The sequence below is a fragment of the Geminicoccus roseus DSM 18922 genome (assembly GCF_000427665.1).
GTDB classification, from domain to species: domain Bacteria; phylum Pseudomonadota; class Alphaproteobacteria; order Geminicoccales; family Geminicoccaceae; genus Geminicoccus; species Geminicoccus roseus.
On sequence record NZ_ATYL01000004.1, the window covers coordinates 41,943 to 66,330 of the forward strand.

The window sequence follows — 24,388 nt, forward strand, 5'->3', positions numbered from 1 at the left end:
CGGGCCCGCGACGGTGACGGACTGTGACACGCTGCGGGCGGACGGGGGGTGACGGTGCGGCTGGAGGACCTCGCTGTTTCAAAGCGCATCGAGCAAAGCCTTGGCCTCCTGCAAGGTCGGCGTGTCGAAGCCCTCGGTGAACCAGCTGTAGACCGGGGCGAGGACGTCATGCGTTTGGCGACGATCGCCCTGCCGCGCCCAATGCCTCGCCACCGTGGTGGCGGCCCGCAGCTCCCACCACTTGCCGCCCTGCTGCTGAGCCACCGCGATGGCCTTAGGCAAAGAGATCTCGGTTTCGGCGGAAGGGTCCTGGGTAAGCGCCAGCAGGACTTCCCCCTTAAGCCGATGGAGTTCGGCCTCAACCAGTGCTCATCGAGACGTTCGACCGCCGCCAACGCGTCGTCGACCAGCTGCAGCGCCTCTGCAGGAGCGCCAACTCCTGATTGCGGCCGAGCATTGGCAGCAGCTGAGCCGGGCGGTGGGCGTCGAAGCGGCTGCCGGGGGCGAAGCCCTTGTGCTGGGTCGCGCCGAATGGACATAGCACGAACATTTCGCCTACGAGGTGACGTGTGCCGTCCGCCACCACCACCGCGCCTGGAGCAGCTGCCTCCTGTAGCCGTGCGGCCAGGTTCGGGTTTTCGCCGATGACCGCCTCCTCCTGCGCAGCACCCTCGCCAACCAGATCGCCCACCACCACGAGCCCGGTCGCGATCCCGACTCGCGCTGCGAGCGCTTCACCGGTAGGGCTCGCCAATCGTAGGACGGCCGCGGCGATGTCGAGCCCGGCGTAAACCGCCCGCTCGGCCTCATCCTCCTGTGCCCGCGGCCATCCAAAGTAGGCGAGCACGCCGTCGCCCATCAGCTTGGCGATGTGGCCGCCGTAGCGCGCCACCGCGCCCGCCACTACGTCCTGATATGTGCGGAGAACCTCGCGCATCTCCTCGGGATCGAGGCAGGCTGAAAGCGCGGTCGAGCCGACTAGGTCGACGAACATCACTGTCAGATGGCGCCTTTCGGCCGCGCTCGCCCGAGATGTGGCTGGCGCCTCCGCGGCGTCGCGCACACGCAGGTCGGCGATCGCGTTGAGCAACTTGCGGCGGTGGCCGATCGACGAGATGCCAAGGTCGGCAACGTCCTCGGACGTGAGTTGGGGTAGGATCTCCGCATCGATGTCGTTGGCACGGAACGTCGGCGCGTACCGTTTCAGGCCCAACCCTTCGAGCCAGGCCGTAACGTCCATGTCTCCCCCAGGTCAGCGGCTTAGAGTATCCTTCAAAAGCTACCCGTTACTGCGCCGGAGCGCGTTATGGAACGTTACTGACTGAAAGATCACAAATGGTCCCAGCTCAAGTCTCACCTGCCATTCAAGTTGCGCTCTGGACGGTCTGAACAGCCCCGGCTTTGCCGTACAACCGGGTGATACAGCGCAGGGAGGATAGGGATCATATGACGGTCATGCCTTTAGTCGACGAATTAGCCTCTTCGCGATCAGCGGTTGGTCATCGCTGTCTCGCGAGTTGCAGGATCTCGATATCCCGGAGACCCATCGTCGGTTCCACGATCGAAAGTAGACAAGTCTCTGGCCTGACGAACAGGTCACGGTAGCCCTGCCCGCTGGAGGCCGTTTGTGAGCCGCTTCCTGTGGTTCGGCTGGGCATAGGACGCAGCGAAATCCTCAGCCGCAAACAACGGGTTTAGCCGTATCACCCTTGCCGCTGCTTCTCGTGCCTGCGTTTTCAATCCGAGTTCCGCATAGGTGGCCGTCAGTACCGCCCATGCCGCTACTCGATCTGGCTTTCGGGTGAGGTTTTGCTCCAGGATATCCACTGCATCCTGCAGGCGACCCGCGAGGTAGTAGACGGTGCCCAGGTCCATCCATGCAGGATCATTAAACGGGTCGAAGGAGAGAACGGTCTCATACTCGTGGATTCCTTCGTCGAGACGGCCTCTGTCTATGTGGACTCCCGCGAGCAGGGCACGAACCTCAGGATCGCCGGGGTTGAGCTTGACGGCCTGATCGATTTCAGCTTCCGCCAGATCCCACTGGCGCTGAAACCCATATGCCAAGCTGAGCAGGGCGTGGCTCCTTGCGTCGTCGTTGTCGAGTTCGACGGCCTTTCGCGCCATCTCCTCAGCACGCTCGAGCGCCTGTGCTGGCCATTCGGTCCAGCCAAAAAGCGCTGCGTCCAAATAGGCACGGCCGAGGCCGGCCTGGGCGGCTGCGTACCTTGGGTCCAGCTCAAAGGCCTGCTGGAAGAGCTTACGAGCTTGGGCGTTGGAGGTACGGGTGCGTTGCGCCAGCTGCTCATGGCCACGCAGGACATAGTCGTAGGCCGCAAGATCTCCTGGCGGCTTGGCCAAAGCCCGCTCCTGCTCGACCCGGGTCACCCTCACCGCGAGCATCCTGACTAGGCGCTGCACGATGGCGTCCTGCACGGCAAAGACATCGGTCAGGTCTTCATCATACCGCTCCGACCAGAGAAGGAGCCCATCGCGAGTATTCATGAGCTGGATGCCCACCCGGACGCGGTCACCAGCCCGGCGGACGCTGCCTTCAACCACATAGCGTGCCTTGAGCTCCCGTCCGATCCGGGTAAGGTCAGCAGCCTTGCCCTTATACGCGAAGGTCGTGCCGCGGCTGACCACACGCAGACTCGAAAAGCGCCCTAGCGCCGCAATCAGGTCCTCGGTGATCCCGTCGCTGAAATAATCCTGTCCTGGATCGCCGCTCTGATTGGTAAATGGCAGGACAGCAACCACGGGTATGGTGGTGGCCGCCGGATCAGCCACCTCTGCACGCTCCTGGTGTCTTTCCTCCATCGGGCCTGCACGTGTGAACCACAAGCCGACGACAGCCGCAGCAATGAGCAGAAGGACCGCTGTCATGAGCCAGATTGGCTTAGCGCGCATCCGCCGGCGCGTTTGCGGCTGCACAACAGAGGAGCCTGACCCATTAAAGGAGTCTGACCCATCCAGGCACACGCGGAAGATTGCGACAGCTTGGGAGATGTTCTTGACTTGATGCATGCCCAGCGGCTCGAAGCCGACGTCAAGCTTGCCGCGGACATGGTTGTAAACGGTCTGCGAGATCAGGATGCCACCTGGTTGGGCGAGTTGCTGCAGGCGCGTGGCGATGTTGACGCCGTCGCCGTAGATGTCATCACCATCGATGATTACGTCACCAAGATTGATGCCGATGCGGAACTCGAGCCGTTGTCCTGGGGGAAGGGCGGCATTGTGCTCGCGCAAAACCTGTTGGATGTTGATGGCGCTGGTCAGCGCCTCGACGATACTTGGAAAGTCGGCTAGCACGCTGTCGCCTGCCGAGCCGACGATGCGGCCATCATGCTCGATGACGAGCCGATCGATGATTTGGCGGCAAGACCGCAGGCGCGTATGCGTGCCAGTCTCGTCTTGGTGCATCTGGCGCGAAAAGCCGACCGCGTCGGCGCTCAGGATCGCAGCTAGCTTGCGCCTGCGGCCGCGTACGGCCTCTTCGGGTTTCGCGTTTGTGGGTTCGGCCGCCATTCCGCGTCTTCGATGCAAGCCCCTTTGTAGCTTCCTGCCCAGGCAAGGCGTACAAGGAGTACTTGGCATAGTGGGGGTTCGCGGGAGATGCCGCAATGAACCTTGATCAGCATGTCATGGGCTGGAGGCTGCACGTCCTGGTCTTCGCTGCTCTCCTTACAGCCTCCACCGCCGCCGCCGGGGAGAGGGTCAACAAGGACGCCAGCAACCTTGCCATCCGCGGTTATGACACGGTCGCCTACTTCACCGATGGCCGGTCGATCAAAGGCAAGCCCGAGTTCCAGTACGTCTGGCAGGACGCGCGGTGGCTGTTTGCCAGCGCCGAACACAAGACTTTGTTTGCTGACGACCCTGTTCGCTATGCTCCGCAGTTTGGCGGCTTCTGTACAGGCGGCGTGAGCCTTGGCCGGCTCTCACCCATCGATCCCGAGGCCTGGCTCATCGTCGAGGGCCGTCTTTACCTCTACTACGACAAGCAGGGCCGGGATGAGAGCTTGGCCGAGCTAGAAGCCGATATTGCTGCCGCTACTGAAAAGTGGGAGGCGCTGCGCAACGTTCCTTGATGAAACGCGTTGCGGTGGATGTGTCGGGTCGTTCGAGACAATGAGGTTGCCCAAAGTAAATTAATAGAAGTGGCTGAATTGGTCACCAGGAATGGACTTGCACAGGACCGTGTGATGGTGGGTATCTTAACAGGCTGATCTGTCTCGCATGTTCTAGATCGGTTCCACCTAGCGTCTCGGAAGATCAAGAACAACCCATGTGGGACAGGGAAGGGTGTCTCGGCTGATCGTCTTGCTGGGGTACACCCTTGAGAGACATGCGTATGAGTGGACCCTTGGCGCGGCGTGCTGGTGGCACTGGTCGAGCGAGTGGCCAGTGCAATGCCCGAAGACCTTGCCGAGATCGAGATCACCCGGCGGGGCTAGTGGCTTGAGTTAGAGGTCCGTTGGCAGAAGCGAGCGACGCTGGCGAGAATGGTATCCGCGCTCTTGGTCCAGACGAATGGTCTGGGATCTGCGTTGTTGGCAGCGATGTAGGCTCGGATGGCCTCCTCCAACGCCTCGGTGCAGGTGAACACGCCGCGCTCGATCCGGCGCCGGGTCAGCAGAGCGAACCAGCACTCGACCAGGTTGAGTCAGGAGGCCGAGGTCGGGGTGAAGTGCAGGTGGAAGCGAGGCCGCTTGACCAGCCAGTCCTGGACGATCCGGGTCTTGTGGGTGGCGGCATTATCGAGCACCACATGAACGTCGGCATCCGCCGGCACGCTTGCCTCGATCGAGTCGAGGAAGGCGCGGAACTCGATGCTGCGATGCCGGCGCTGGCAGCGGCCGATGACGGTGCCGGCCTTGATGTCCAAAGCTGCGAACAGGTCGGTGGTGCCGCAGCGCCGATAGTCATGGGTCTGGCGCTCGGGCTGGCCGGGTCGCATCGGCAGGATGGGCGCCGTCGGCCGCAGCGCCTAAATCTGCGGCTTCTCGTCGACGCACAGCACCAACGCCCGGTCGGGCGGGTTCAGATACAGGCCGACCACATCGCGGACCCTCTCCACGAAGGCTGGATCGGTCGGGAGCTTGAACGCCTCCACCCGGTGCGGCCGCAGACCAAAGGCCCGCCAGATCCGGCTCACCGCCGTTTGGCTCAACCCGGCCCCCCTGCCATCGACCGGGTGCTCCAGTGGGGGCGTTGGCCGGCATCTCCTCCAGGGTCAGCGCGACCAGACGTTCCACGGCCTCGTCGTCGATCTGTCTTGGCGCACCGGAACGTGGCGCATCGACCAGACCCTCCAGCCGATGCAGGGCAAAGCGCCGGCGCCACAGGGCCACCGTCGACCGGCTCACACCAAGTACCCAGGCTACTCCAAGATTGGTGGCGTCAGGCTCGGCACAGGCGAGCACCACCCGGGCACGTTACGCCAGCGCCTGTCCCAGGGTGTCGCCGGATCAGGTTCTCCAACGCCGCCCGTTCCGTCGATGTCAGTTCGACAGCAAGCGCCTTCGGACCCCGAGCCATGGCAGCCTCTCCTAACGAAGATGCTACAATCGCCCACTTCATCCAGAGTGCAAGCCAATCTGTAACTCAGACCACTAGCAGGAGTTCGTCAAGTTAGAGGACTGGCTGCCCCACCAGATCATCAGCCGTTGAGGATCGAGGAAGGGCATTTCGGCCTCACACGCCACTGCACGCAATGCATCGCTCATCGCGTGGATCGTCCGGGGTAAACACCGATTAATGATCGGCGTGGTTATGCAGGACGACCAGTTGTTCGTCGGCAGCATCGCCGACAACATCAGCCTCTTTGTCTGCTAGCCCGACCGGGAAGCGGATCGAGGCCGGTGCCGCAATGGCCACGGTGCACGACGACATCGTCGCCATGCCGATGGGCTACGGCACCTTGATCAGTAACATGGGCGCGCTGCTCTCCGGCGGCCAAAAACAGCGCGTCCTGATCGCGCGCCCGCTCTACTGCGACTCGGCCTGATGTTGTTGGACGTGGCCAATGAGCAGGACGACGCGCCGCTCGCGTTGACCGGGCAGGCTATCTCCCAAGTGGCGACCGCTGATCGGGCCTGCCTGTTCGCGGATGAAGAGATGGTCGAGATGCGTAATGATTGAAGAGACAAGCTCAAGCGGGTCGGGCGCAAAGTTCCTGGTCGAAGGCTTTAGACAGTGGTCGAGACATCATCGCCGCCGTCGCACCCGCGAAGTCCTGTGGCCGTGAACCTACATTATCCCTCGAAGGGCAGCCAGCTTAAGCCGCCGTCGCTACTGGCGATGACGCTGCCGTCATGGGTCGCTGCAAACAGGCGCTGCGGATCAGCCGGATCGGTTGCCAGACGGAGGATGTAGTAATCTCCGGCGCCTACCCTCTCGAACTCCGCCTCATCCTCCTGTCTTCGCATGAGGCCCTGCCCAACGACGAAGGCATAGAGCGTCCCATCCGGGGCTACCTCGACCATCGTGATCGGTGATCGTTCGATCAACGCATCCCAGCTCTTCCCGCTGTCGTTGCTGCGCAGCAGGCCATGGCGGGTTGCGGCGTAGATCCTGCTCGGATCGGTTGCCGACGTGGCCAGATCAATCAGTCCTTCGGGCAAAGGGCTGGTAGTCTTCCAGGTTTGCCCGCTATCTGTGCTAACCCGCAAGACATCATCGGCTACGTAGAGTCGAGTGGGATCGGCCCCGCTGACCGCCACTTGGTGGTAGTCGCGACGCGCCTCCACGCCGGCCAGGATTTCCTGCCACGTAGCCCCCAGGTCTTTTGAGACCAACAAGCCAAGATTGCCGCCTGCCAATGGATGGCCGCTTGCGTAAAGCTGTTCCGGATTCCCTGGATCAAGACTGAAACGCTTCAAATCTTGGATCGCTGAGACCCGCTGTACTCTGCCGCCTGGCTGTGTTCGGAACAGACCGTGATGGGTCGCAATTAAAAGCTGGTCTCGCTGTCGCCGATCTACCGCCAAGTCGTGGATGTGCGTGCGTCGAGCGAGTTCGTCGAGGCTGAGATCCTCGACTGCTAGCACCGGCCCAGTAACAGCCATCCCTATCGTCAGAATGGCTAGGCAAGCCACTGTTCGACCTAAAAAAGCATGCATGGGAGATCCTTGTTATGATGGAATGAAGGCCGTTCGTTTAGGGGAAGCAGACCAGCGAATGCGCAGGAACGAGAGATGATCGTGTGGACGAGAAGACGGACGGGCGCGGTTGCTTTGGCGGTCCTGGTGGTAGGGGCTGCCGCTGTGTGGATGCAGATCCCGGCCGAGGCCGGGATCGACCCGAACGATCCTGCCCAGGTCGCCACAGGCCAGGCCATCTATGCCCAGCACTGCGCTTCATGCCACGGCGTGGATCTGGAGGGTGAGCCAGACTGGCGGGAAGCGAAGCCGGATGGAAAGCTGCCGGCCCCGCCTCACGGCATCACCGGCCACACCTGGCATCATCCGCAGGACATGCTGTTCGACATCACCAAGCATGGCATCGCGGCCATGGCCCCGGCAGGCTACCCGACCGACATGCCGGCGTTCGACGGAATCCTCACGGACGAGCAGATCCGCGCGGTGCTGGCTTTCATCGCCAGCACCTGGCCGGAAGACATTCAGGAGCGCTGGATGGCGGCGTCACGCCCGTCGCCGGAGTGACCGCCGCCCCGCCACTCGTCTGGTCTCAGAACGAGATGCGAACACCCACCAGGAAGGACAGGTTGTCGACATCCTCCCCCTCGTCACGGGCAAGGTCGGCCGTGTTGCCGAGCTGGCGTTCCCAGCTCACCCCGATATAGGGCGCCACCTCGCGGATGACCTCGTAGCGCAGGCGCAGGCCCAGCTCGATGTCGTTGAACCCGCTGGCACTGCCGATCTCCCGGTCGTTGCCGAACGCGACATTGGTCTCGAGCTTGGGCTGGAGCACGAGCCGCTGCGTGATCAGCATGTCGTATTCCAGCTCCAGGCGCGCCGACGCCACGCCCTCCTCGCTCACGAAGCCCTGGAGGTCGACCTCGAAGTAGCCGGGTGCGAGCCCCTGCAGCCCGATGACGCCATAGGCGCGCGACGGGCTGGGCTCGAAGTCGTAGCGCAGGCCTGCCTGGACATCCCAGTAATAGCCGAGCAGCCGCGAGTAGAGCAGTTGCACCTCGGCCGACTCGAAGGATTCCGACGCAGCATATTCACCCTGCGTCTTCAGCCATACGCTGTTGTAGTCGCCGCCATACCAGGCCTGGGCATCCCAGCCGACCACGGGCTTGCCGTCGCCGAAGCGATACTCCAGCTCGTCCACGATGACCTGGCCATAAAGCTCTGCGCCATGGGCGGGCGGCGTCATCTCTGCCGTGCCGGCCGCAGACTGTGCGGCGACGGACGATGCCAGAAGAAAAGGCGAAATCACTCCGGCGGCGCCGAGAACTGCCGTTTCGTACCATATCCTGTTCACTGCCCGTTCACTCCGCCGCTGCCGTCTGGCGCTGGACGACAACCTTGCGCATCATCCCGGTTTCCATGTGGTAGAGCAGGTGGCAGTGGAACGCCCAGCCGCCCTCGGCATCCACCGGGATGTCCACGTCGAGCGACGTGCCCGGCTTGATGTTCACGACATGCTTCAGCGGATCACGGGCATCGTTGCCGACCCGGGGCAGCATCCACATGCCATGGAGATGCATCGGATGGTTCATCATCGTCTCGTTGATGAACCGGAACCGCACCCGCTCGCCGTAGTTCAGGACGATCGGCTGGGCATCGGCGAACTTGTTGCCGTTGATCGACCAGAAATAGCGTTCCATGTTGCCGGTCAGCCGGACTTCGATGATCCGGTCCGGCTCCCGGGCGTCGAAGGGCGAGGCGAGCGCCTTCAGGTCGCGGTACGACAGGACCTTGGTGCCCGCGGGCGCGCCCGTATCCACGGCGATCGGATCGGCCATAGCCATGCCGGCCATGTCGCCCATTCCCTCCATCTTGGAATGATCCATGCCGGCCATGTCGCCCATTCCCTTCATGTTGGAATGATCCATGCCGGCCATGTCGCCCATCCCGTCCGTCTTGGCATGGTCCATGCCGGCCATGTCGCCGTGATCCATGTCCATCGGCGGGACGTGGCCCGGAGCATCGGTCTCGGGTCGGGGCGTGCCGCGCTCGAGGCCGGTCGGGCCGAAGCTCATCCCCATGTCGGCCATGGTCAGCATCGGCCGGGGCCGATGCGCCGGCAGCGGCTCGACCATGCCCTTGCGCGTGGCGAGGGTCGCGCGGGCGAAGCCCGTCCGGTCCATCGACTCGGCGAGGATCGAGTAGGCCCTGTCCTCATCCGGCCGCACGATCACGTCATAGGTTTCGGCGACCGCGATCCGGAACTCGTCCACCGGCGTCGGCTGGACGTTGTTGCCGTCCGCCTGCACCACGGTCATCTTCAGGCCGGGAATGCGCACGTCGAAATAGGTCATCGCCGACGAGTTGATGAACCGCAGCCGGATCCGCTCGCCCGGCTCGAACAGGGCCGTGAAGTTGCGCTCCGGCGACTGGCCGTTGACCAGGAAGGTGTAGCCGGTGACATCGGCGATGTCGGTCCGGTCCATCCGCATCTTGGCCCACGCCCAGCGCTCCTGGACGACGTCCTTCTTTGCTTCTGCCGAATCGGCGTTCCACAGATCACGGACGAGGTCCGACCAGGTCGGCTTGCTGTAGTTGTAGTAGCCGGGGTCCCGCTTGAGGTTGTCGATGATCCGTTCGGGGTTCTCGTCCGTCCAGTCGGAGAGCTGGATGATGTACTCGCGGTCGTAGCGGAACGGCTCGCGCTTTTGCGGCTCGATCACGATCGGCGCATAGACGCCAAGCTGCTCCTGGACGCCCGAGTGGCTGTGGAACCAGTAGGTGCCGGCCTGCCGGACCGGGAACCGGTAGGTGTGCGTGGTGCCCGGCATGATGCCGTCAAAGCCGTCGCTGACGCCGGGCACGCCATCTTCGGAACTCGGCAGCAGCAGTCCATGCCAATGGACCGACGTCACCTCGTCGAGACGGTTGGTGACGTTGATCGTGACGTCCTCGCCTTCCTTCAGCCGCAGCGGCGCGCCCGGGAATTGGCCGTTGATCACCATGCCGGGCCGGTCCACGCCGGTCACGTTGAGGGTCTGCTCTTCGATCACGAGATCATAGGTCCCGGCGACCAGGGAGGGTGAAGCCAGGGTGCTGGCGGCCGTCGCCGCCAGCACCAGGCCCAGAGCACCCAAGAAATTCCTGGGCATCATGTCATCCTTCGCTTCTGGGAGAGCGCATTCAGTCAGTTGCGGATCTTGATCGGACCGACCATGCCCGATTCGTAATGCCCGGGAATGTTGCAGGCGAACTCGAGCGCCGTGTCCTCGGTGAACGTCCAGACCAGTTCGGCCTTGGCACCCGGCTCGACCAGCACGCTGTTCGGGTCGTCGTGCTTCATCTCGGCCATGTCCATGCCACCCATCTTGGAGTGGTCCATGTTGTCCATGTCGTGGTTCATGCCGGTCGGCGTGAGCATGCCATGCTCCATCATCATCGCCATTTCCTGCTGATGCTCGGCATGCATGGCAGCCGTGCCGATGTTGAACTCGTGCAGGAATTCCCCGTTGTTGGTGAGCATGAACCGGATCGTTTCGCCGGCGCGCACCTGAACCGATTCCGGCTCATAGAAATTATCGTTCATCTTGATCTGGATGACGCGATCGGCATCCGAGGCATCGCCAGGCTTGCCGATCGACGAGCTGCCATGACCTGCGTCGGCCACGGCCGTGCCGACCGCGACCGAAGCCAGGAGCAGGGCGGCAACGGACAGACGGGCAGCGCCCGTCGCGAAAGTACGGAACATGTCAAAGTCTCCACGATCGATCTGATGGATTGCCGGTCTCGCCGAGGAGCGGCGGGCAGACACGGCAGAGCAGCCATGATGAGGGCAGTATCCGGACACGGATCCTCCCTGCGGAAGCGGTCATCTCGTACCGGTCCCGGACGGGAGGCGAACCTGCCTTTACTCAGATCTGGAGACGTGGAGGACGACGCGGGGGAGACCCCACGTTCGGGTGCGCCTTCTGGTTCATCCAAACGAAGCGGTGACGCGCGGAACGGAACGCTCCGCCGCCCGGCCTGACGAACCAGGCCGGCTCCGGGCAGACGCTAGAGCAGCACGGGTGCGAGTCGACGGTACGGTGCCCATGATCGGGGACTTCGCCGGGACAGGTCTTGGCAGGCGCACCAAGTTGCGGCTCACCGCTCCCGATGCTCGACAGATCCACCACGGAGGAGGTCGGCGACCACGCCGCCGCACGATCATGACCCGCCGCGGCGTCGACGCTTGCGAGCGTTCCAAGGGTCACCAGGGCGATGACGAGCCGTGCGATCAACCGTACCATCGTCGAGTCGGACAGACCTTAGTGGGTAGGAGCGCTATATAAGTGGGCTTCGACAGCACCCATCTAGGACAGCAACGGATCCCCGACTCCGAAAGCCGCCGGTGCCTTGTCATCGGGACAAATGAACAGAAGCCTCGCCAATTGCAACGGTGGTCAATCGGCGAAATCCGCTACTGTGACAAAGTGGCCGGTGGAGCGGATCCCTGGGGTTCCCGATTGCGCCTAGGCGGGAGACAGACCCGACATGCCAGGCCGCAGCGAGATTTCCAGGGGGTGCAGCCGTCAACGGACCCGTCGGCAACGCAGGCAGAAAGTTGCATGCGAGCGAGCAATATGGACCGGGCAAAGAGAGCTACTTACAGCCTCTTGTCGCAGGAAGTGTTCGATGCCACTCTACCCCACCATGTCCGACTGGCTCTCGCGCATCGCCCTTGCTCTGCTGTTCGTCTCCATCCTGGTGATGGGGGCTGCGACCTCCATGGCCACGGCCAGCAACGAGCCCTGCTTGATGGGCGCTCCTGCACAGATGGACGCGCAAGGGCCCAAGGCTGGGGACTGCGGCAGCACGGGTGGCGATATGGAGGCGCTGGCCTGTGCCGTGCCCTGTATGCTTTCCGCCCCTGCGGTTCTGCCTCAGACGTTGCCGATGCGGCTGCGCCAAGCGTCGGCGCCATCGTCGCGGGCCCAATCGCTCCTGGTCGGCAGGCAGGTCTCGCCCGACCCTCATCCGCCTAGATCCACCGCCACCGCCTGACGCAGCCCGGCCGCCCCGCGTGCCGGTCCCCCTGCGTCCGAACGCGTCTGGGATCTCCCCCACCTCAGGCAGCGTCCTCACGTCGACCGGAGGTCGATGACGTTCGCCATCTGCCGCGATCGCGGCACTGTCGAAGGTGGACAACAAATTGAACGTGATGATTTCCCGCAGGGCATTCGCTCTCGCAGGAACAGGGATCGTGGCGGCCGTGGCAAGGACGCCGCGGCCGGCGCAGGCGGCGGACCGGTATGATCACCGGATCGCGGCAGCGCCCTGGTGGGCCAACCTGAGGGGCGCGCCCGGTCCAGCCACCGCCGTCTGGGCCTACGATGGTCGTGTGCCGGGCCCGGTCCTCCGGGTGCGGCAGGGGACGCCGGTGCGCATCGCCGTGGAGAACCGGCTCGACCAGGATACCACCGTTCACTGGCATGGAATCCGGCTGCCCTTCGCCATGGATGGTGTGCCCGGCCTGACCCAGCCGCCGATCAAGCCGGGTGGCCGCTTCGTCTACGAGTTCACCCCACCCGATGCCGGTACCTTCTGGTACCACCCGCACGCCAACAGCCTGCAACAGATTGGCCGCGGTCTTGCAGGAGCGCTGATCGTCGACGAGGCCGAGCCTGTGGACGTCGACCGTGACGTCCTCTGGATGCTCGCGGACTGGCGGCTGACCAAGGAAGGGCAGGTCGCTCCCGGCTTCGGCAATGCCATGGAAGCGGCGATGTCCGGCCGTGTCGGGAACACCGTCACGATCAATGGGGCGACGCCAGCCGACCAGCCGGTACGGGCTGGCGAGCGTATCCGCCTGCGCCTCGTCAACGCCGCTCTCGCCCGCATCATGGCCTTGCGCTTCGAGGGTCATCGCCCGGTGGTCGTGGCGGTCGATGGCCAGCCATGCCAGCCATTCCAGCCAGAAGAACACCTGCTGCTCCTCGGCCCGGCCATGCGTCTGGACGTCATGCTCGACATGCAGGGCGAACCCGGCCGCCGCTACCCGGTCATCGACGACTTCTACGACGGCTTGGCCTATCCACTCACCCATCTGGCCTACCTCCGGCAGGAGCCGCTCCGTCGGAGCGGTTCCGGCGGGGTGTCGACCCTGCCGCCCAACCCTTTGCCGATTCCCGACCTGGACGCGGCCGAGCGGCATGAACTCGTGCTTCAGGGCGGCATGATGGGCGGGGACGCTTTGGCGAACGCCGGCAAGATGCAGGGGAGTGGCATCTGGGCGATCAACGGCGTGTCGATGCACGGCGACGGCCACGCAGGCATGACGCCGTCCCTCGTCCTTCCCCGCGGCACCAGCCACATCCTGGCGCTGCGCAACGAGACGGCCTGGTGGCATCCCATGCATCTGCACGGCCACAGCTTCCTCCTGCTCAGCCGGAACGGCTCGAACGTTCCACACCAGCAGTGGGGCGATACGGTCTTACTGGCCCCGTGGGAGCGGGTCGAAATCGCCTTCGTCGCGGACAACCCGGGCGACTGGATGCTGCATTGCCACGTCACGGACCATCAGGTGACCGGCATGATGACCATCCTCCGGGTCGACTGATCATGATTTTACTTACGGAGACGATCATGAACCGAATTCTGCGCCTTGGCGCCATCATCACGCTGCTGGCTCCGCCGATGCAGGCCATGGCTCAGCAGACCTCCGCGGTCCTCTACAAGAACCCGCAATGCGGATGCTGCGAGGGCTATGCGGACTATCTGCGGGACAATGGATTCGAGGTCGACGTGAAGCCGACCAACGATCTCGCCGAGATCAGCCGCAGAGCCGGCGTGCCCGAGGATTTCCAGGGATGCCATGTCACCTTTGTCGATGGGTATGTGGTGGAGGGCCATGTGCCCGTAAACCTGGTGCGCAAGCTCCTGTCCGAACGCCCCGACATCGCCGGCATCACTCTTCCCGGCATGCCCATGGGATCACCCGGGATGGGTGGTGCCAAGGAGGAGCCGTTCAAGGTCTACGCTGTCGGCCAGGATGGGGCGCCCACCGTCTACGCAACGGAATGATCAGGATGGCCGGTGCCGTTACGCGGCAGGTCCATGCTGAAGCGATACGGTCGCGGGTCCGCCAGTTTCGGGGAGAACGGTCTTGAACCGACGGATCGTCGCGGTGGTGGCGGCTGTGCTCGCCTTGGCCGGACCTGCCGGGGCGATGGAGGTGCCCGCCGACTTCGCGCTCGCCGAGACACCCAGAGCCCTGCCGGCGCTTGCCTTCGAGGACGCCGATGGGCAGCCGCGGCTGCTCACCGACTACAAGGGCAAGGTCGTGCTGCTCAATCTCTGGGCGACTTGGTGTCTGCCCTGCCGCACCGAGATGCCGACCCTGGACCGCCTGCAGGCGACCCTTGGTGGCGACGTATTCCAGGTCGTCGCGTTGTCGATCGATCGCAAGGGTCCGGAGGCGGTGCGGGACTTCTATGCCGAGATCGGGGTCGAGCAGCTCGATCTTCTGATCGACCCGTCGGGTCGGGCGGCCAGCACTCTTGGGGCGGTCGGGCTGCCGACCACCCTCCTGATCGACCGGCAGGGGCGCGAGATCGGCAGATTGGTTGGCCCTGCGGAATGGGATGCCCCGGAGATGATCGATTTCTTCCAGCAGGTCATCGCGCAGCCGGACGATGTTCCCGTCACAGCGCCGGCCATGGAGCAGTGAGCATGACCGACCAGGCAATGGGGCAACCCGACCCGGGATTTTCTGCGGGGAGAAGCCTTGCCGTTGTTCGCCGTCGCCTCGGCTGGCGCGGGTGGCTGCTGCTCGGTGGCGCCATCGTGGTCGCAGGCCTCGCCCTCAACTGGAGCTGGCTCGTCGCAGCGGGCGTGGCACCAATCCTCCTGAGCCTGCTGCCGTGCACGATCATGTGCGCGCTCGGCCTGTGCATGAAGAAGACCGGCGCCGGCGTCGCTGGTTCTCACCCTGTCCGCGACGTCGCTGGCACGGACAACCCGCTCGATGCGGTCGCTCCGATGTCCGTGACGCCCGGCATGTCCGGCGGCCATGGCAAGCGCCTCCTGCCTTGAGTGCCGCCGGACAATCCAAGCCGACCATCAAAGGAGAAAGCCGCCCCAGATAATCGACTTTTGAAACATCCTCCCTTCAATCACCAATGGAAAGACTACCGATGCGCTACTCCATGAAGCTTCTTGCTGTTGCGGCCACGCTCGTTGCTGGCCTCGCGGGTGCCAACGCCCTTCACGCCCAGGACGCTCCGACGTCGAACGACAAACCTGATTCGATGATGGGTTCGGGAATGATGGGCAACGACGGCATGATGAAGATGATGTCCCGGATGAGCGAGATGATGGAAAACTGCAACAACATGATGCAGGCCATGAACATGAAGAGTGAAGGCCACTCGGACATGCCGATGAAGCCGAAGATGCAGCAGCCCGACAACCAGGGCTGACCAAGTCAACCGGCGCTGTCCGCTCTTTCTTCCGAAGGGGCGGACAGCCTCGCCTCTGCAGGTGATCATCATGCCGACCCGACGACGTGCCATTCTGACGCTTGTCCTGGCGTCGACGATCGCTTCCCCGGCCTTTGCCCATTCCCTTCAGGAAGTCGAGCAGCAACTTCATGACAAGGAACCGCACGCCCAGCTGGTCGACAGCCAGGCCCCAGACTTCACGCTGCAGGATTCGGATGGTCGTGTCGTCCGCCTTGCGGACTATCGCAGCAAGGTCGTCGTCCTGAACTTCGTCTACGCGAGTTGCCCGGACGTGTGCCCCTTGCAGGTGGAGAAGATGGCGAAGCTCCAGGAGATGATCAACGCGACCCCGATGAAGGGGCAGGTCGCGTTCGTCACCGTGACAACCGATCCCAACCGCGACACGAGCCAGGTCCTGCGGGAGTATGGCCCAGCCCATGCTCTAGACCCGACAAACTGGACCTTTCTCACGGCTGCACCGGATCAGCCCGCCGATGCTACCCGAGCCCTTGCACGGGCCTACGGCCTGGAGTTCACGCCCTCGGCCGACGAAATGCAGATGCACGGGGCGGTCACGCACGTAATTGACCAGGATGGGCGCCTACGCGCCCGGTTCCACGGCCTCGATTTCCAGCCGGTCCATTTTGTCGTGTACGTCAACGCGTTGGCGAACCGCGCCCAGGCAGGCCACCCGCATGAAGCCCCACCTATCTGGGACAGGATAAGAAATCTGTTCTGACGGCTTGTCGAGGGAGGAAGGACGACGTGATCTCGAACATCGGGCTCGTAGGCGCTTTCGTGGCGGGCATCATCTCCTTCCTGTCGCCGTGCGTGCTGCCCTTGGTGCCAGGATACGTCTCCTACATTTCCGGGAACAGCCTGGCGCAAGGCGGCACCGGGACGCGAAGTCCGCGGTCGACGCTGCTGCTGAGCAGTTGCTTCGTTCTTGGCTTTTCGACGATCTTTGTCCTGTTCGGTGCCAGCGCTACCGCGCTAGGCCGGCTTTTGCTCTCGTTCCGCTACGAAGCCACGATCGCAGGCGGACTGATCGTCGTCCTGTTCGGGGTGTTCATGACCGGCCTCGTCCGGATTCCCTGGCTGGAGCAGGACCTGCGCTTTCATGGCGACGTGCGCGCCGGTCGACCGGCTGGCGCCTATCTTCTCGGAACGGCGTTCGGCTTCGGCTGGACCCCGTGCATTGGCCCGGTGCTGGGCGCCATCCTCACCGCGAGCGCGCTGTCGGCGTCCGTCACCAGCGGCATCCTTCTGCTCGCCATCTATTCGCTGGGCCTGGGCGTGCCCTTTATCGTCTCCGCCGCCTTCGCGGACGGGCTGATGCGGCGGCTGAGGACGATGCGACGCGCTGGCCGATACCTTCAGGTCGGCGCCGGCGTGGTGATGATCCTGATGGGCGTCGCCATGATCACCGGCCGCCTGTCTCTCTTCTCGTACTGGTTGCTGGAGAACTTTCCCCTGCTGGCCCGGATCGGATGAAGACGGCCAATGAACGGCAAGAGCTTGCGCGGCCGCCACTTTCGCATCCTGGGCCGAACGCCGCCAACTCTTGGCGATCGGCGAACCAGACAGAGCTTCTTGGTCGAACTTGGCTGCGTGAGCAGCATGGAGGAGGACACCAGATGAAACGCACGTCGATCATCCTTGCGGGAGCACTCGTGGCTTCCGCGGTCGGCTGGCCTGCCATGGCCCAGCAGACCCCATCCGGACCGGTCACGTCGGCGCCTGCCGCAGAAACCGACGCGTTCGGCGAACGGGTGCGCGCCTACCTGCTGCAGCACCCCGAGGTCATCATGGAGGCCGTGCAGATCTTCCAGGATAGGCAGCAGGCTGCCCAAGAGGAGAACGTGAAGAGCACGATCGCCGCCCGGAGCGACGATATCTTCCACGATCCCACCTCCCCGGTGGGCGGGAACCCGGACGGCGATGTCACGCTGGTCGAGTTCTTCGACTACAACTGCCCCTATTGCCGAGCGGTAGCGCCGACCATGGCGGAGCTGCGCGCCGCCGACCCGTCCTTGCGGCTGGTCTACAAGGAGTTTCCCATCCTCGGGCCGGACTCGGAAGTCGCCGCCCGTGCCGCGCTCGCGGCGGATCGGCAAGGCAAATACGAGGACTTCCATGACCGGCTGATGCAGGGAGAGGACAAGGTGACCGCCGACAAGGTCTTCGAGGTGGCCGCCCAGGTGGGGCTGGACCTGCCGAGGCTCAAGCAGGATATGGCCGATGCCGCCACCGATCGCGCCATCGAAGATACGCGTGCCCTTGCGGTTGCCTTGGGCATCAACGGCACGCCGGGCTTTGTCATCGGCGACCAAATCATTCCGGGTGCCGTAGAACGCGCGACGCTGGAGGGCCTGATCGCCGAGCAGCGGACCAAGTCGGAGAATCCTTGAATCCTCGATGTTTTCCGACCTTGGGCGGCAGACGCACCTTGCATGAGCCGACCGGGCGCGAGAGCCCAAAAAAACCAACGCAGCGTCCCTTGACCTTCCAACGATGGTAAGCCTCACATGATAGGCAAGCAGTAGAACGGGAGCATTCGATGCTGCATCTCCAAGTCCCGACCATGGCTTGCGGTGGCTGCGCGAAGTCGGTCACCAAGGCGGTATTGAGCATCGATCCCGATGCCCGGGTCCAGATCGAGATGGTGACGCGCGAGGTGCGGGTTGCTACCCGGCAGAACAGCCATGCCGTTATCGCCGCACTCGCGCAGGCGGGCTTCCCGGCCGAGCGCAAGGCGGACGTCGCAGTCTAGAAGGAGCCGATCAGGCAGACCCACTGCCCACGCTGCAGGTCGTGGGCAGTGGGTCTCCCGGCCTTCATGTTGGGTCTGCTCATCAAGGGATCCGCGCCGGCCATGAGATTGAATGTCGGCCCGGCGCCCCTGCGGGTTGCAGTCGCCGGGGCAGGTGCGTCCGATGAGGAGGCCAGGTTCTTCAACTTGGCCTCCAGGGGTCGTCGTCTGCCCGATGGCGCATCGGACGATCGGCCATCAGATCGAGGTGTTCGATGGATGGTTCATCCTGGAACAAGCCGCCGCGCTTCGCCTGCGACCTGGTCGAGTGGTCAAAAAGATATGATGAGAATGAACGAGCACATGCAGCATGAGCATGGTCATCATCACGACCCTGCGCTCGAGCCGACCACCGATGCGACAGCCAGGGATCCGGTGTGCGGAATGACGGTGAAGCTTGCTGCGGGCACGCCCAGCCATGAGCATCATGGCAAGACCTACCATTTCTGCTCGGCGCGATGTCGCGGCAAGTTCGAAGCCGATCCGGGGACATACCTGGAAGGCCGGCACGAGCCTGCCAAGGAAGCCCCAAAAGGTACGCTCTATACCTGCCCGATGCATCCGGAGATCGTGCGCGATGCGCCGGGCGACTGTCCGATTTGCGGCATGGCCTTGGAGCCAATGGGAGTTCCCAGCGCCGATGAAGGACCCAACCCGGAGTTCGTCGATTTCAGGCGTCGGTTCTGGATCGGCGCGGTGCTGACCGTGCCTCTCCTGGTGCTGACGATGGGACCCTTCGTCGGGCTGGGCGCCGTCCGCGACCTGTTCGGGGAACAAACCACCCTTTGGATCGAACTCCTGCTAGGCACGCCGGTCATCCTGTGGTCCGGCTGGCCGTTCTTCGTACGCGGTGCCAGGTCCTTGACCAACCGCAGCCTGAACATGTTCACGCTCATCGCCATGGGTGTGGGCGCGGCCTATCTGTTCAGCGTGGTCGCGGTGCTGCTGCCGGAAATCTTTCCAGACGGGTTCCGCAGCCCGGAAGGTCACGTCGGTGTCTATTTCGAGGCCGGCGCGGTGATCGTGGTTCTGGTTCTGCTTGGCCAGTTGATGGAACTTGGCGCCCGCGAGCGTACCGGCTCGGCGATCCGCGCCCTTTTGGATCTCGCTGCCAAGACCGCGCGCGTGATCCGGGCGGATGGGCGGGAGGAAGAGATCCCGCTTGAGAATGTCGTGGTCGGCGACCGCCTGCGCGTGCGGCCAGGCGACAAGATTCCGGTCGACGGTGTCGTGATCGAGGGCAGATCCTCGGTCGACGAGTCGATGATCTCCGGCGAGCCCGTTCCGGTCGAGAAGGTCGAGGGTGAGAAGGTCACAGGTGCTACGATCAACGGCACCGGCAGCCTGGTGATCATGGCCGAACGCGTCGGTGCCGACACGATGCTCAGCCAGATCGTCGAGATGGTGGCGAACGCCCAGCGTAGCCGCGCCCCGATCCAAAAGCTCGCGGATGCCGTAGCTGGCCGGTTCGTGCCGGCGGTGATCGTGATCGCGGTCCTTGCCTTTGTCGCCTGGGCGATCTGGGGTCCGGAGCCGTCGCTGTCTTATGGGCTGGTGTCGGCGGTGGCGGTCCTGATCATCGCCTGCCCCTGCGCCCTCGGGCTGGCAACCCCGATGTCGATCATGACGGCGACGGGCCGGGGCGCCCAGGCGGGTGTCCTGATCAAGAACGCCGAGGCGCTGGAGCGCTTCGCCAAGGTCGACACGCTGATCGTCGACAAGACCGGCACGCTGACCGTCGGCAAGCCGAAGCTCGTCGCCATCCTGCCCGAAGCCGGCCATGACGAGGACGAGGTACTGCGTCTGGCTGCCAGCCTGGAACGTGGCTCGGAACATCCACTTGCCGAAGCGATCGTTGCCGGAGCAGCGCAGCGCGGGATCGCTTTGGCCAAGGCCGAGGAGTTCGAGGCGGTGACGGGCAAAGGGGTGGTGGGTGTGGTCGATGGCAAGCGGGTGGCGCTCGGCAATGCGCGGCTGGTCCAAGATCTCGGCCTCGACGGCGGCAGTCTCTCCGAAATCGCTAACGCCCGGCGTGACGAGGGGGAGACCATAATGTTCGTCATTGTCGAAGGGAGGATCGCTGGTCTCGTCTCGGTGGCGGATCCCGTCAAGGAGACGACGCTGGCTGCCTTGAAGGCGCTGCACGAGGAGGGCTTCCGCATCGTCATGGCAACCGGAGACAACGCGCGTACGGCGAAGGCGGTGGCCATGAAGCTGGGGATCGACGAGATCCGCGCCGACGTGCTGCCTGAGGACAAGGCCCGCATCGTCAAAGATCTGCAGGACCAGGGCCGCAAAGTGGCGATGGCGGGCGACGGCGTGAACGATGCGCCCGCGCTGGCCCAGGCCGATGTCGGGATTGCGATGGGCACGGGCGCCGATGTCGCGATCGAGAGCGCAGGCTTCACCCTGATCAAGGGCGACCTCAACGGCATCGTGCGCGCTCGTCGGCTCTCTCGCGCGACCATGCGCAACATCAAGCAGAACCTGTTCTTCGCCCTGGTCTACAACACCGCCGGTGTACCAGTAGCGGCCGGCCTCCTGTTTCCGTTCTTTGGCATTCTGATCTCCCCGATGTTCGCGGCCGCTGCGATGAGCCTGTCGTCCGTGTCCGTGATCGCCAACGCCCTCCGGCTGCGTTCGGTCCGGATCTAAAGCGTGTGCCACTTTTAACACATCACTGTGAAAGACAAGGAAATGCAAGAATGAGCTATCTCCGCTTCGGAGCGATGATCTTAACGTCGACGATTATCATGTACGTTCTGATGTACCTCAACACATACCAGATCGATCATGTCTGGTTCAGCCAAACCCGTGGCTGGATGGCGCTTCTGATGGGCGCTGTGATGGCGATCGTCATGCTCTCGTTCATGCTGAAGATGTATTCGAGCAAACGCATCAATCTTGCCATATTCGCCGCCAGTATCCTGGTCTTTTCCGGATCGCTTTGGTTTGTGCGAAGCCAAGCCACGGTGGGCGATGTCTCCTACATGAAGGCCATGATTCCGCACCACTCCATCGCGATCATGACCAGCGAGCGAGCGCGCATCCAGGACCCAAGAGTCCGGCAACTCGCGGATGCCATCATTGAAGCGCAGGTCAGGGAGATTTCCGAGATGGAGACGCTGATAGCTGATCTTGAGGCCAATCCTCCTGCCGCAGATGCGCCTGAATTGGCGCCAAAACCGCCTGGAAACTAACTACGACGTAGTAAAGGGAGCTCTCTCAGTGGCACAGGATTCAGTGCAGCCTCGCCGGGCCACGCTCTACCGCATGGTGATGGAGCAGCATGTCTGCCCTTATGGACTGAAGGCCAGGCACCTGCTTCGCCGCCAGGGCTTCTCGGTCGACGACAAGTGGCTGACGTCGCGCGCCGCGACCGACGCGTTCAAGGCCGAGCATGGCGTCCAGTCCACGCCCCAGACGTTCATCGATGGGAAGCGCGTCGGCGGCTATGACGACCTTCGCCGCTATTTCGGCAAGCCGGTCGCCAGCCCGGATGCGACGACCTATCGGCCCGTCGCGATACTGTTCCTCACCACCCTGCTGATGGCCCTGGCGGCCAGCCATGCCGCCTTCGGCACGCCCTTCACCCTGCGGGCGGCGGAATGGTTCATCGCCTTCAGCATGACCGTGCTGGCCCTCCTCAAGCTCCAGGACGTGGAGAGCTTCGCCACCATGTTCCTGAACTACGACCTGCTGGCCAGGCGCTGGGTGCCGTACTCCTACATCTACCCGTACGCCGAAGGGCTGGCCGGGGTGCTGATGATCGCGCATGCCCTGGACTGGCTGTCCATCCCGACCGCCCTGTTCATCGGCACGATCGGGGCGGTCTCGGTGTTCAAGGCCGTCTATGTCGACCGGCGCGAGCTGAAATGCGCCTGCGTCGGCGGGTCTAGCAAGGTCCCGCTCGGGTTCGTGTCGCTGACCGAGAACCTGATGATGATCGCCATGGCGCTGTGGATGACGCTCGGCATCCTTGGCGGACCTCCGGTGTAACTCTAGAGCATTTATCCAAAAAAATATGACTATACTTCATCGGCTAGTGAGCCCTGTCCAGTTCGAAACGGAAGGCGGTCCATCGTCGAGATCGTTTGGTGGATCGGTCAAGAGCCAAGCTTCAAGCTCCTGCCCTTTAGGTGGGGCACGAAGCGAACCTTTTGTTGGATGGTCCGCTGGGGCCAGATGGTGCGGGACTATGAGGTGCAGATCGAAGTATCTGGATCTCTTTTTATATCACCATGATTATGTTGATACTATGCCGCATCAGCTACTGAGTACATTCTTAAGCGGGCTATCAAGCCATTCGCCTAGAAAGCAGATCAAAAAAGAACAATAATCTATTGATCTCAAGACAAACTAAATATCTTCTGAAGCAAAGATGGGGACGTATTGGTCAGAATAAGGTCCATATTCCTGAGTTGGCTGACGTTTCAAGTAAAAACTGACTCCTCGGCTTTCTCCTACCGCACAGAAGTCCTCGATGAGTGAGTTCAAAATGATTGCTTGGGCGATCGCGCAAGCCGTTGCCATGGGCGTAGCGGCCTATCTGCTGTGGCAATGGACGAAGCCGCAATCTCCAGACGACCAAGACGACAAGTAGCGTAGCGCGTATCGGATCATCGCCATCGATCAGGGAGATGGAATATCTCCACCTCGGGCGGGGGCTGGGCTTCTCGCCCCTGAAGGACCTTGGAGACGTACTTCACCAGGCGGGGGAGCGCATGCGTGTCGTAGGGCTTGCGGACCACGCCCCAGACCATATGCTTTTGCGTCCGGGCCTTGGCAAGTTGGGCAGTAAGCAGGAACACCGGCACGTCGCTCCGCTCCTTGAGGTGCTGGGCGATGACAATGCCATCCCCACCATCCCGGAGGTTCAGGTCGATCAAGGCCAGGTCCGGTCGGTCATGCTCACAAAGTGCGATGGCGTCCTCGACGTTGTCGGTCGGCCCGAGCACCCGATGGCCAGCGAGCCGAAGAGCCCACTCGATGGCCATTGCCACGATGCCCTCGTCCTCGACCACGAGGATCAACATCACGTCTTTCCCATACAGGAGTGCAGCTACTGAAAGAGCAGCCCTGCGTTGGCGTTCCGGATCACGCGGATTAAGAATTCCCACCTTCGGCAATGAAGAGGCGCCCACCTGGGCGTCGCTGCAGGGAGGAGATCGACCAGCGGTTGAAGTTTTAAGTCGACCGCAGGCTCAGACCTCTTCTTCAGCCCTGCAGCTGGCCACAGCGACACACTCCTTCAGTACCGCCTGCATATCACGGTGCTGGTTGCTGCCGCGCCAGACGGTCCACCGATCGTAGTGGCGGTGCCAGCGCAAGTTGCGTTGGCGTAAGCAGTGGCGGAAGGTCTTCGAGGAGATCCCAGCCGCTCTTGCCATCTCATCGGCTGTGACCAGCGAACCGACTACCTCTGCGGCCATACTCTGCTCCCCAAGCCGTGCCTGACATCACGTCCGTTTCGTTGAGGTGACAGCCTGAACATCGCTTCAGGAGCGGCAACGACACAGCGACTAAATGTCCTTGCCCGTGGCGCCAGAGGCGGCTCTGATGAATGGAAGGTCGGCGCAGAGACCGATCGAGGGCGCAGGGAAGGTTCGCCGATGACAGCCAGCTTTGGAGAAAGCGGCGGCAGTCAGTTTCTTCGGGAAGGTTTCTCTGCCGTACGGGCGAAACTCGAGGCGGTGCTGGGCGGTGCTGCAACGATCGAGCTGCATGCCAAGGCGGATGTGCGTGAAGCGACGATCCGGCATGGATGTGTGAGTTGGACAGGTCAGGGTGAGACCTTTCTGGACACCCTGGAGGATGCCGCGCGGCAGGTAGCTCTATCACTGGGAAGCGCCCAGATCGTCTGCGGGCAGCAGGTGGGCGAGGAAGGCACCAGCACGAGTGCCACCACATCGGCAGGGCAGATGCTCCCGAGGGGTGGCGGGATGCATCTTGGCGTCAGGCGTCCACCAACAGAGGTCGACTATATCAGCGCCCGG

At 63.2% G+C, this 24,388-nt stretch carries 25 protein-coding genes and 2 pseudogenes; 18 read left to right on the plus strand and 9 right to left on the minus strand.

The genetic code is table 11. From position 1 onward, the window contains the following. Positions 1–78 precede the first annotated feature (78 nt). The 3 genes from GEMRO_RS0100795 to GEMRO_RS26660 form a co-directional block, all read right to left on the minus strand. Positions 79–282, minus strand: coding sequence for a hypothetical protein (locus tag GEMRO_RS0100795; RefSeq protein WP_027132515.1), 204 nt, complete (start codon positions 280–282; stop codon positions 79–81). A 76-nt stretch (positions 283–358) separates the two neighbouring features. Further along, a complete protein-coding gene (locus GEMRO_RS0100800) occupies positions 359–1,240 on the minus strand; it encodes an adenylate/guanylate cyclase domain-containing protein (protein WP_027132516.1) in 882 nt (293 codons plus the stop codon). A gap of 356 nt (positions 1,241–1,596) precedes the next feature. Next, the gene (locus GEMRO_RS26660) at positions 1,597–3,528 is read right to left on the minus strand and encodes an adenylate/guanylate cyclase domain-containing protein (RefSeq protein ID WP_051328534.1); all 1,932 of its coding nucleotides are present in this window, start codon (positions 3,526–3,528) and stop codon (positions 1,597–1,599) included. A gap of 95 nt (positions 3,529–3,623) precedes the next feature. Between GEMRO_RS26660 and GEMRO_RS26665 the strand changes: the two genes are divergently transcribed. Beyond that, positions 3,624–4,091 (plus strand): YHS domain-containing (seleno)protein, encoded by a 468-nt coding sequence (locus GEMRO_RS26665; protein WP_157505380.1) that lies wholly within the window; start codon positions 3,624–3,626, stop codon positions 4,089–4,091. A gap of 362 nt (positions 4,092–4,453) precedes the next feature. Here GEMRO_RS26665 and GEMRO_RS32195 read toward each other — a convergent pair. After that, positions 4,454–5,541: pseudogene (locus GEMRO_RS32195) on the minus strand (IS630 family transposase). 213 nt (positions 5,542–5,754) lie between these two features. Between GEMRO_RS32195 and GEMRO_RS35785 the strand changes: the two are divergent. Together GEMRO_RS35785 and GEMRO_RS35580 are read left to right on the plus strand one after the other, a co-directional pair. Continuing rightward, a pseudogene (locus GEMRO_RS35785) lies at positions 5,755–5,995 on the plus strand (peptidase domain-containing ABC transporter); the annotation flags it as partial. A gap of 14 nt (positions 5,996–6,009) precedes the next feature. Next, complete coding sequence (locus GEMRO_RS35580) at positions 6,010–6,144, plus strand: hypothetical protein (protein ID WP_276202813.1); 135 nt, start codon at positions 6,010–6,012, stop codon at positions 6,142–6,144. Positions 6,145–6,257: 113 nt separating this feature from the next. Here GEMRO_RS35580 and GEMRO_RS0100830 read toward each other — a convergent pair whose 3' ends face one another. Continuing rightward, complete coding sequence (locus GEMRO_RS0100830; RefSeq protein ID WP_157505383.1) at positions 6,258–6,884, minus strand: WD40/YVTN/BNR-like repeat-containing protein; 627 nt, start codon at positions 6,882–6,884, stop codon at positions 6,258–6,260. Between the two features lie 315 nt (positions 6,885–7,199). On the opposite strand from GEMRO_RS0100830, the gene GEMRO_RS26680 reads away from it, so the two are divergent. Beyond that, on the plus strand, positions 7,200–7,667 hold the full coding sequence (locus GEMRO_RS26680) for a c-type cytochrome (protein WP_035484464.1): 468 nt from the start codon (positions 7,200–7,202) through the stop codon (positions 7,665–7,667). Positions 7,668–7,692: 25 nt separating this feature from the next. Here GEMRO_RS26680 and GEMRO_RS0100840 read toward each other — a convergent pair whose 3' ends face one another. The 3 genes from GEMRO_RS0100840 to GEMRO_RS0100850 form a co-directional block, all read right to left on the minus strand. Continuing rightward, on the minus strand, positions 7,693–8,346 hold the full coding sequence (locus GEMRO_RS0100840) for a copper resistance protein B (RefSeq protein WP_084506382.1): 654 nt from the start codon (positions 8,344–8,346) through the stop codon (positions 7,693–7,695). Between the two features lie 115 nt (positions 8,347–8,461). Continuing rightward, positions 8,462–10,255 (minus strand): copper resistance system multicopper oxidase, encoded by a 1,794-nt coding sequence (locus tag GEMRO_RS0100845; RefSeq protein WP_169728289.1) that lies wholly within the window; start codon positions 10,253–10,255, stop codon positions 8,462–8,464. Positions 10,256–10,287: 32 nt separating this feature from the next. Beyond that, complete coding sequence (locus tag GEMRO_RS0100850; RefSeq protein ID WP_084506384.1) at positions 10,288–10,848, minus strand: cupredoxin domain-containing protein; 561 nt, start codon at positions 10,846–10,848, stop codon at positions 10,288–10,290. Positions 10,849–11,774: 926 nt separating this feature from the next. On the opposite strand from GEMRO_RS0100850, the gene GEMRO_RS32200 reads away from it, so the two are divergent. The 13 genes from GEMRO_RS32200 (at position 11,775) to GEMRO_RS0100920 (ending at position 22,391) form a co-directional block, all read left to right on the plus strand. Beyond that, the gene (locus tag GEMRO_RS32200) at positions 11,775–12,143 is read left to right on the plus strand and encodes a hypothetical protein (RefSeq protein ID WP_051328536.1); all 369 of its coding nucleotides are present in this window, start codon (positions 11,775–11,777) and stop codon (positions 12,141–12,143) included. Between the two features lie 157 nt (positions 12,144–12,300). Then, positions 12,301–13,698: a multicopper oxidase family protein gene (locus tag GEMRO_RS0100860; RefSeq protein ID WP_035484468.1), complete on the plus strand. Its 1,398-nt coding sequence runs from the start codon at positions 12,301–12,303 to the stop codon at positions 13,696–13,698. Positions 13,699–13,724: 26 nt separating this feature from the next. Further along, positions 13,725–14,162, plus strand: coding sequence for a DUF411 domain-containing protein (locus GEMRO_RS0100865; protein WP_027132523.1), 438 nt, complete (start codon positions 13,725–13,727; stop codon positions 14,160–14,162). An 82-nt stretch (positions 14,163–14,244) separates the two neighbouring features. Next, complete coding sequence (locus GEMRO_RS26690; protein ID WP_051328537.1) at positions 14,245–14,808, plus strand: TlpA family protein disulfide reductase; 564 nt, start codon at positions 14,245–14,247, stop codon at positions 14,806–14,808. 2 nt (positions 14,809–14,810) lie between these two features. Then, complete coding sequence (locus GEMRO_RS32205) at positions 14,811–15,173, plus strand: hypothetical protein (protein ID WP_035484471.1); 363 nt, start codon at positions 14,811–14,813, stop codon at positions 15,171–15,173. 101 nt (positions 15,174–15,274) lie between these two features. Continuing rightward, complete coding sequence (locus tag GEMRO_RS33860; RefSeq protein WP_157505384.1) at positions 15,275–15,559, plus strand: hypothetical protein; 285 nt, start codon at positions 15,275–15,277, stop codon at positions 15,557–15,559. Between the two features lie 70 nt (positions 15,560–15,629). Beyond that, a complete protein-coding gene (locus tag GEMRO_RS26700) occupies positions 15,630–16,319 on the plus strand; it encodes an SCO family protein (RefSeq protein ID WP_035484498.1) in 690 nt (229 codons plus the stop codon). A 26-nt stretch (positions 16,320–16,345) separates the two neighbouring features. Further along, positions 16,346–17,074 (plus strand): cytochrome c biogenesis CcdA family protein, encoded by a 729-nt coding sequence (locus tag GEMRO_RS0100890; RefSeq protein ID WP_027132524.1) that lies wholly within the window; start codon positions 16,346–16,348, stop codon positions 17,072–17,074. A 143-nt stretch (positions 17,075–17,217) separates the two neighbouring features. Then, positions 17,218–17,991 (plus strand): DsbA family protein, encoded by a 774-nt coding sequence (locus GEMRO_RS26705; RefSeq protein WP_051328538.1) that lies wholly within the window; start codon positions 17,218–17,220, stop codon positions 17,989–17,991. A gap of 149 nt (positions 17,992–18,140) precedes the next feature. After that, entirely contained in the window at positions 18,141–18,353 is a 213-nt protein-coding gene (locus tag GEMRO_RS0100900) for a heavy-metal-associated domain-containing protein (RefSeq protein WP_027132525.1), read from the plus strand. Between the two features lie 330 nt (positions 18,354–18,683). Further along, positions 18,684–21,047, plus strand: a complete 2,364-nt coding sequence (locus GEMRO_RS0100910) for a heavy metal translocating P-type ATPase (RefSeq protein ID WP_084506389.1) — start codon at positions 18,684–18,686, stop codon at positions 21,045–21,047. Between the two features lie 50 nt (positions 21,048–21,097). Further along, positions 21,098–21,592, plus strand: coding sequence for a DUF305 domain-containing protein (locus tag GEMRO_RS0100915; protein WP_027132527.1), 495 nt, complete (start codon positions 21,098–21,100; stop codon positions 21,590–21,592). Between the two features lie 73 nt (positions 21,593–21,665). After that, positions 21,666–22,391 carry a MauE/DoxX family redox-associated membrane protein gene (locus tag GEMRO_RS0100920; protein ID WP_051328539.1) on the plus strand — a complete coding sequence of 242 codons (726 nt, stop codon included), beginning with the start codon at positions 21,666–21,668 and terminating at the stop codon, positions 22,389–22,391. A 620-nt stretch (positions 22,392–23,011) separates the two neighbouring features. On the opposite strand, the gene GEMRO_RS32210 is transcribed toward GEMRO_RS0100920, so the two are convergent. Next, entirely contained in the window at positions 23,012–23,428 is a 417-nt protein-coding gene (locus GEMRO_RS32210; RefSeq protein ID WP_051328540.1) for a response regulator, read from the minus strand. A gap of 576 nt (positions 23,429–24,004) precedes the next feature. Here GEMRO_RS32210 and GEMRO_RS33865 point away from each other — a divergent pair. After that, the coding region (locus GEMRO_RS33865) for a hypothetical protein (protein WP_157505386.1) at positions 24,005–24,388 on the plus strand (384 nt) is incomplete at its 3' end.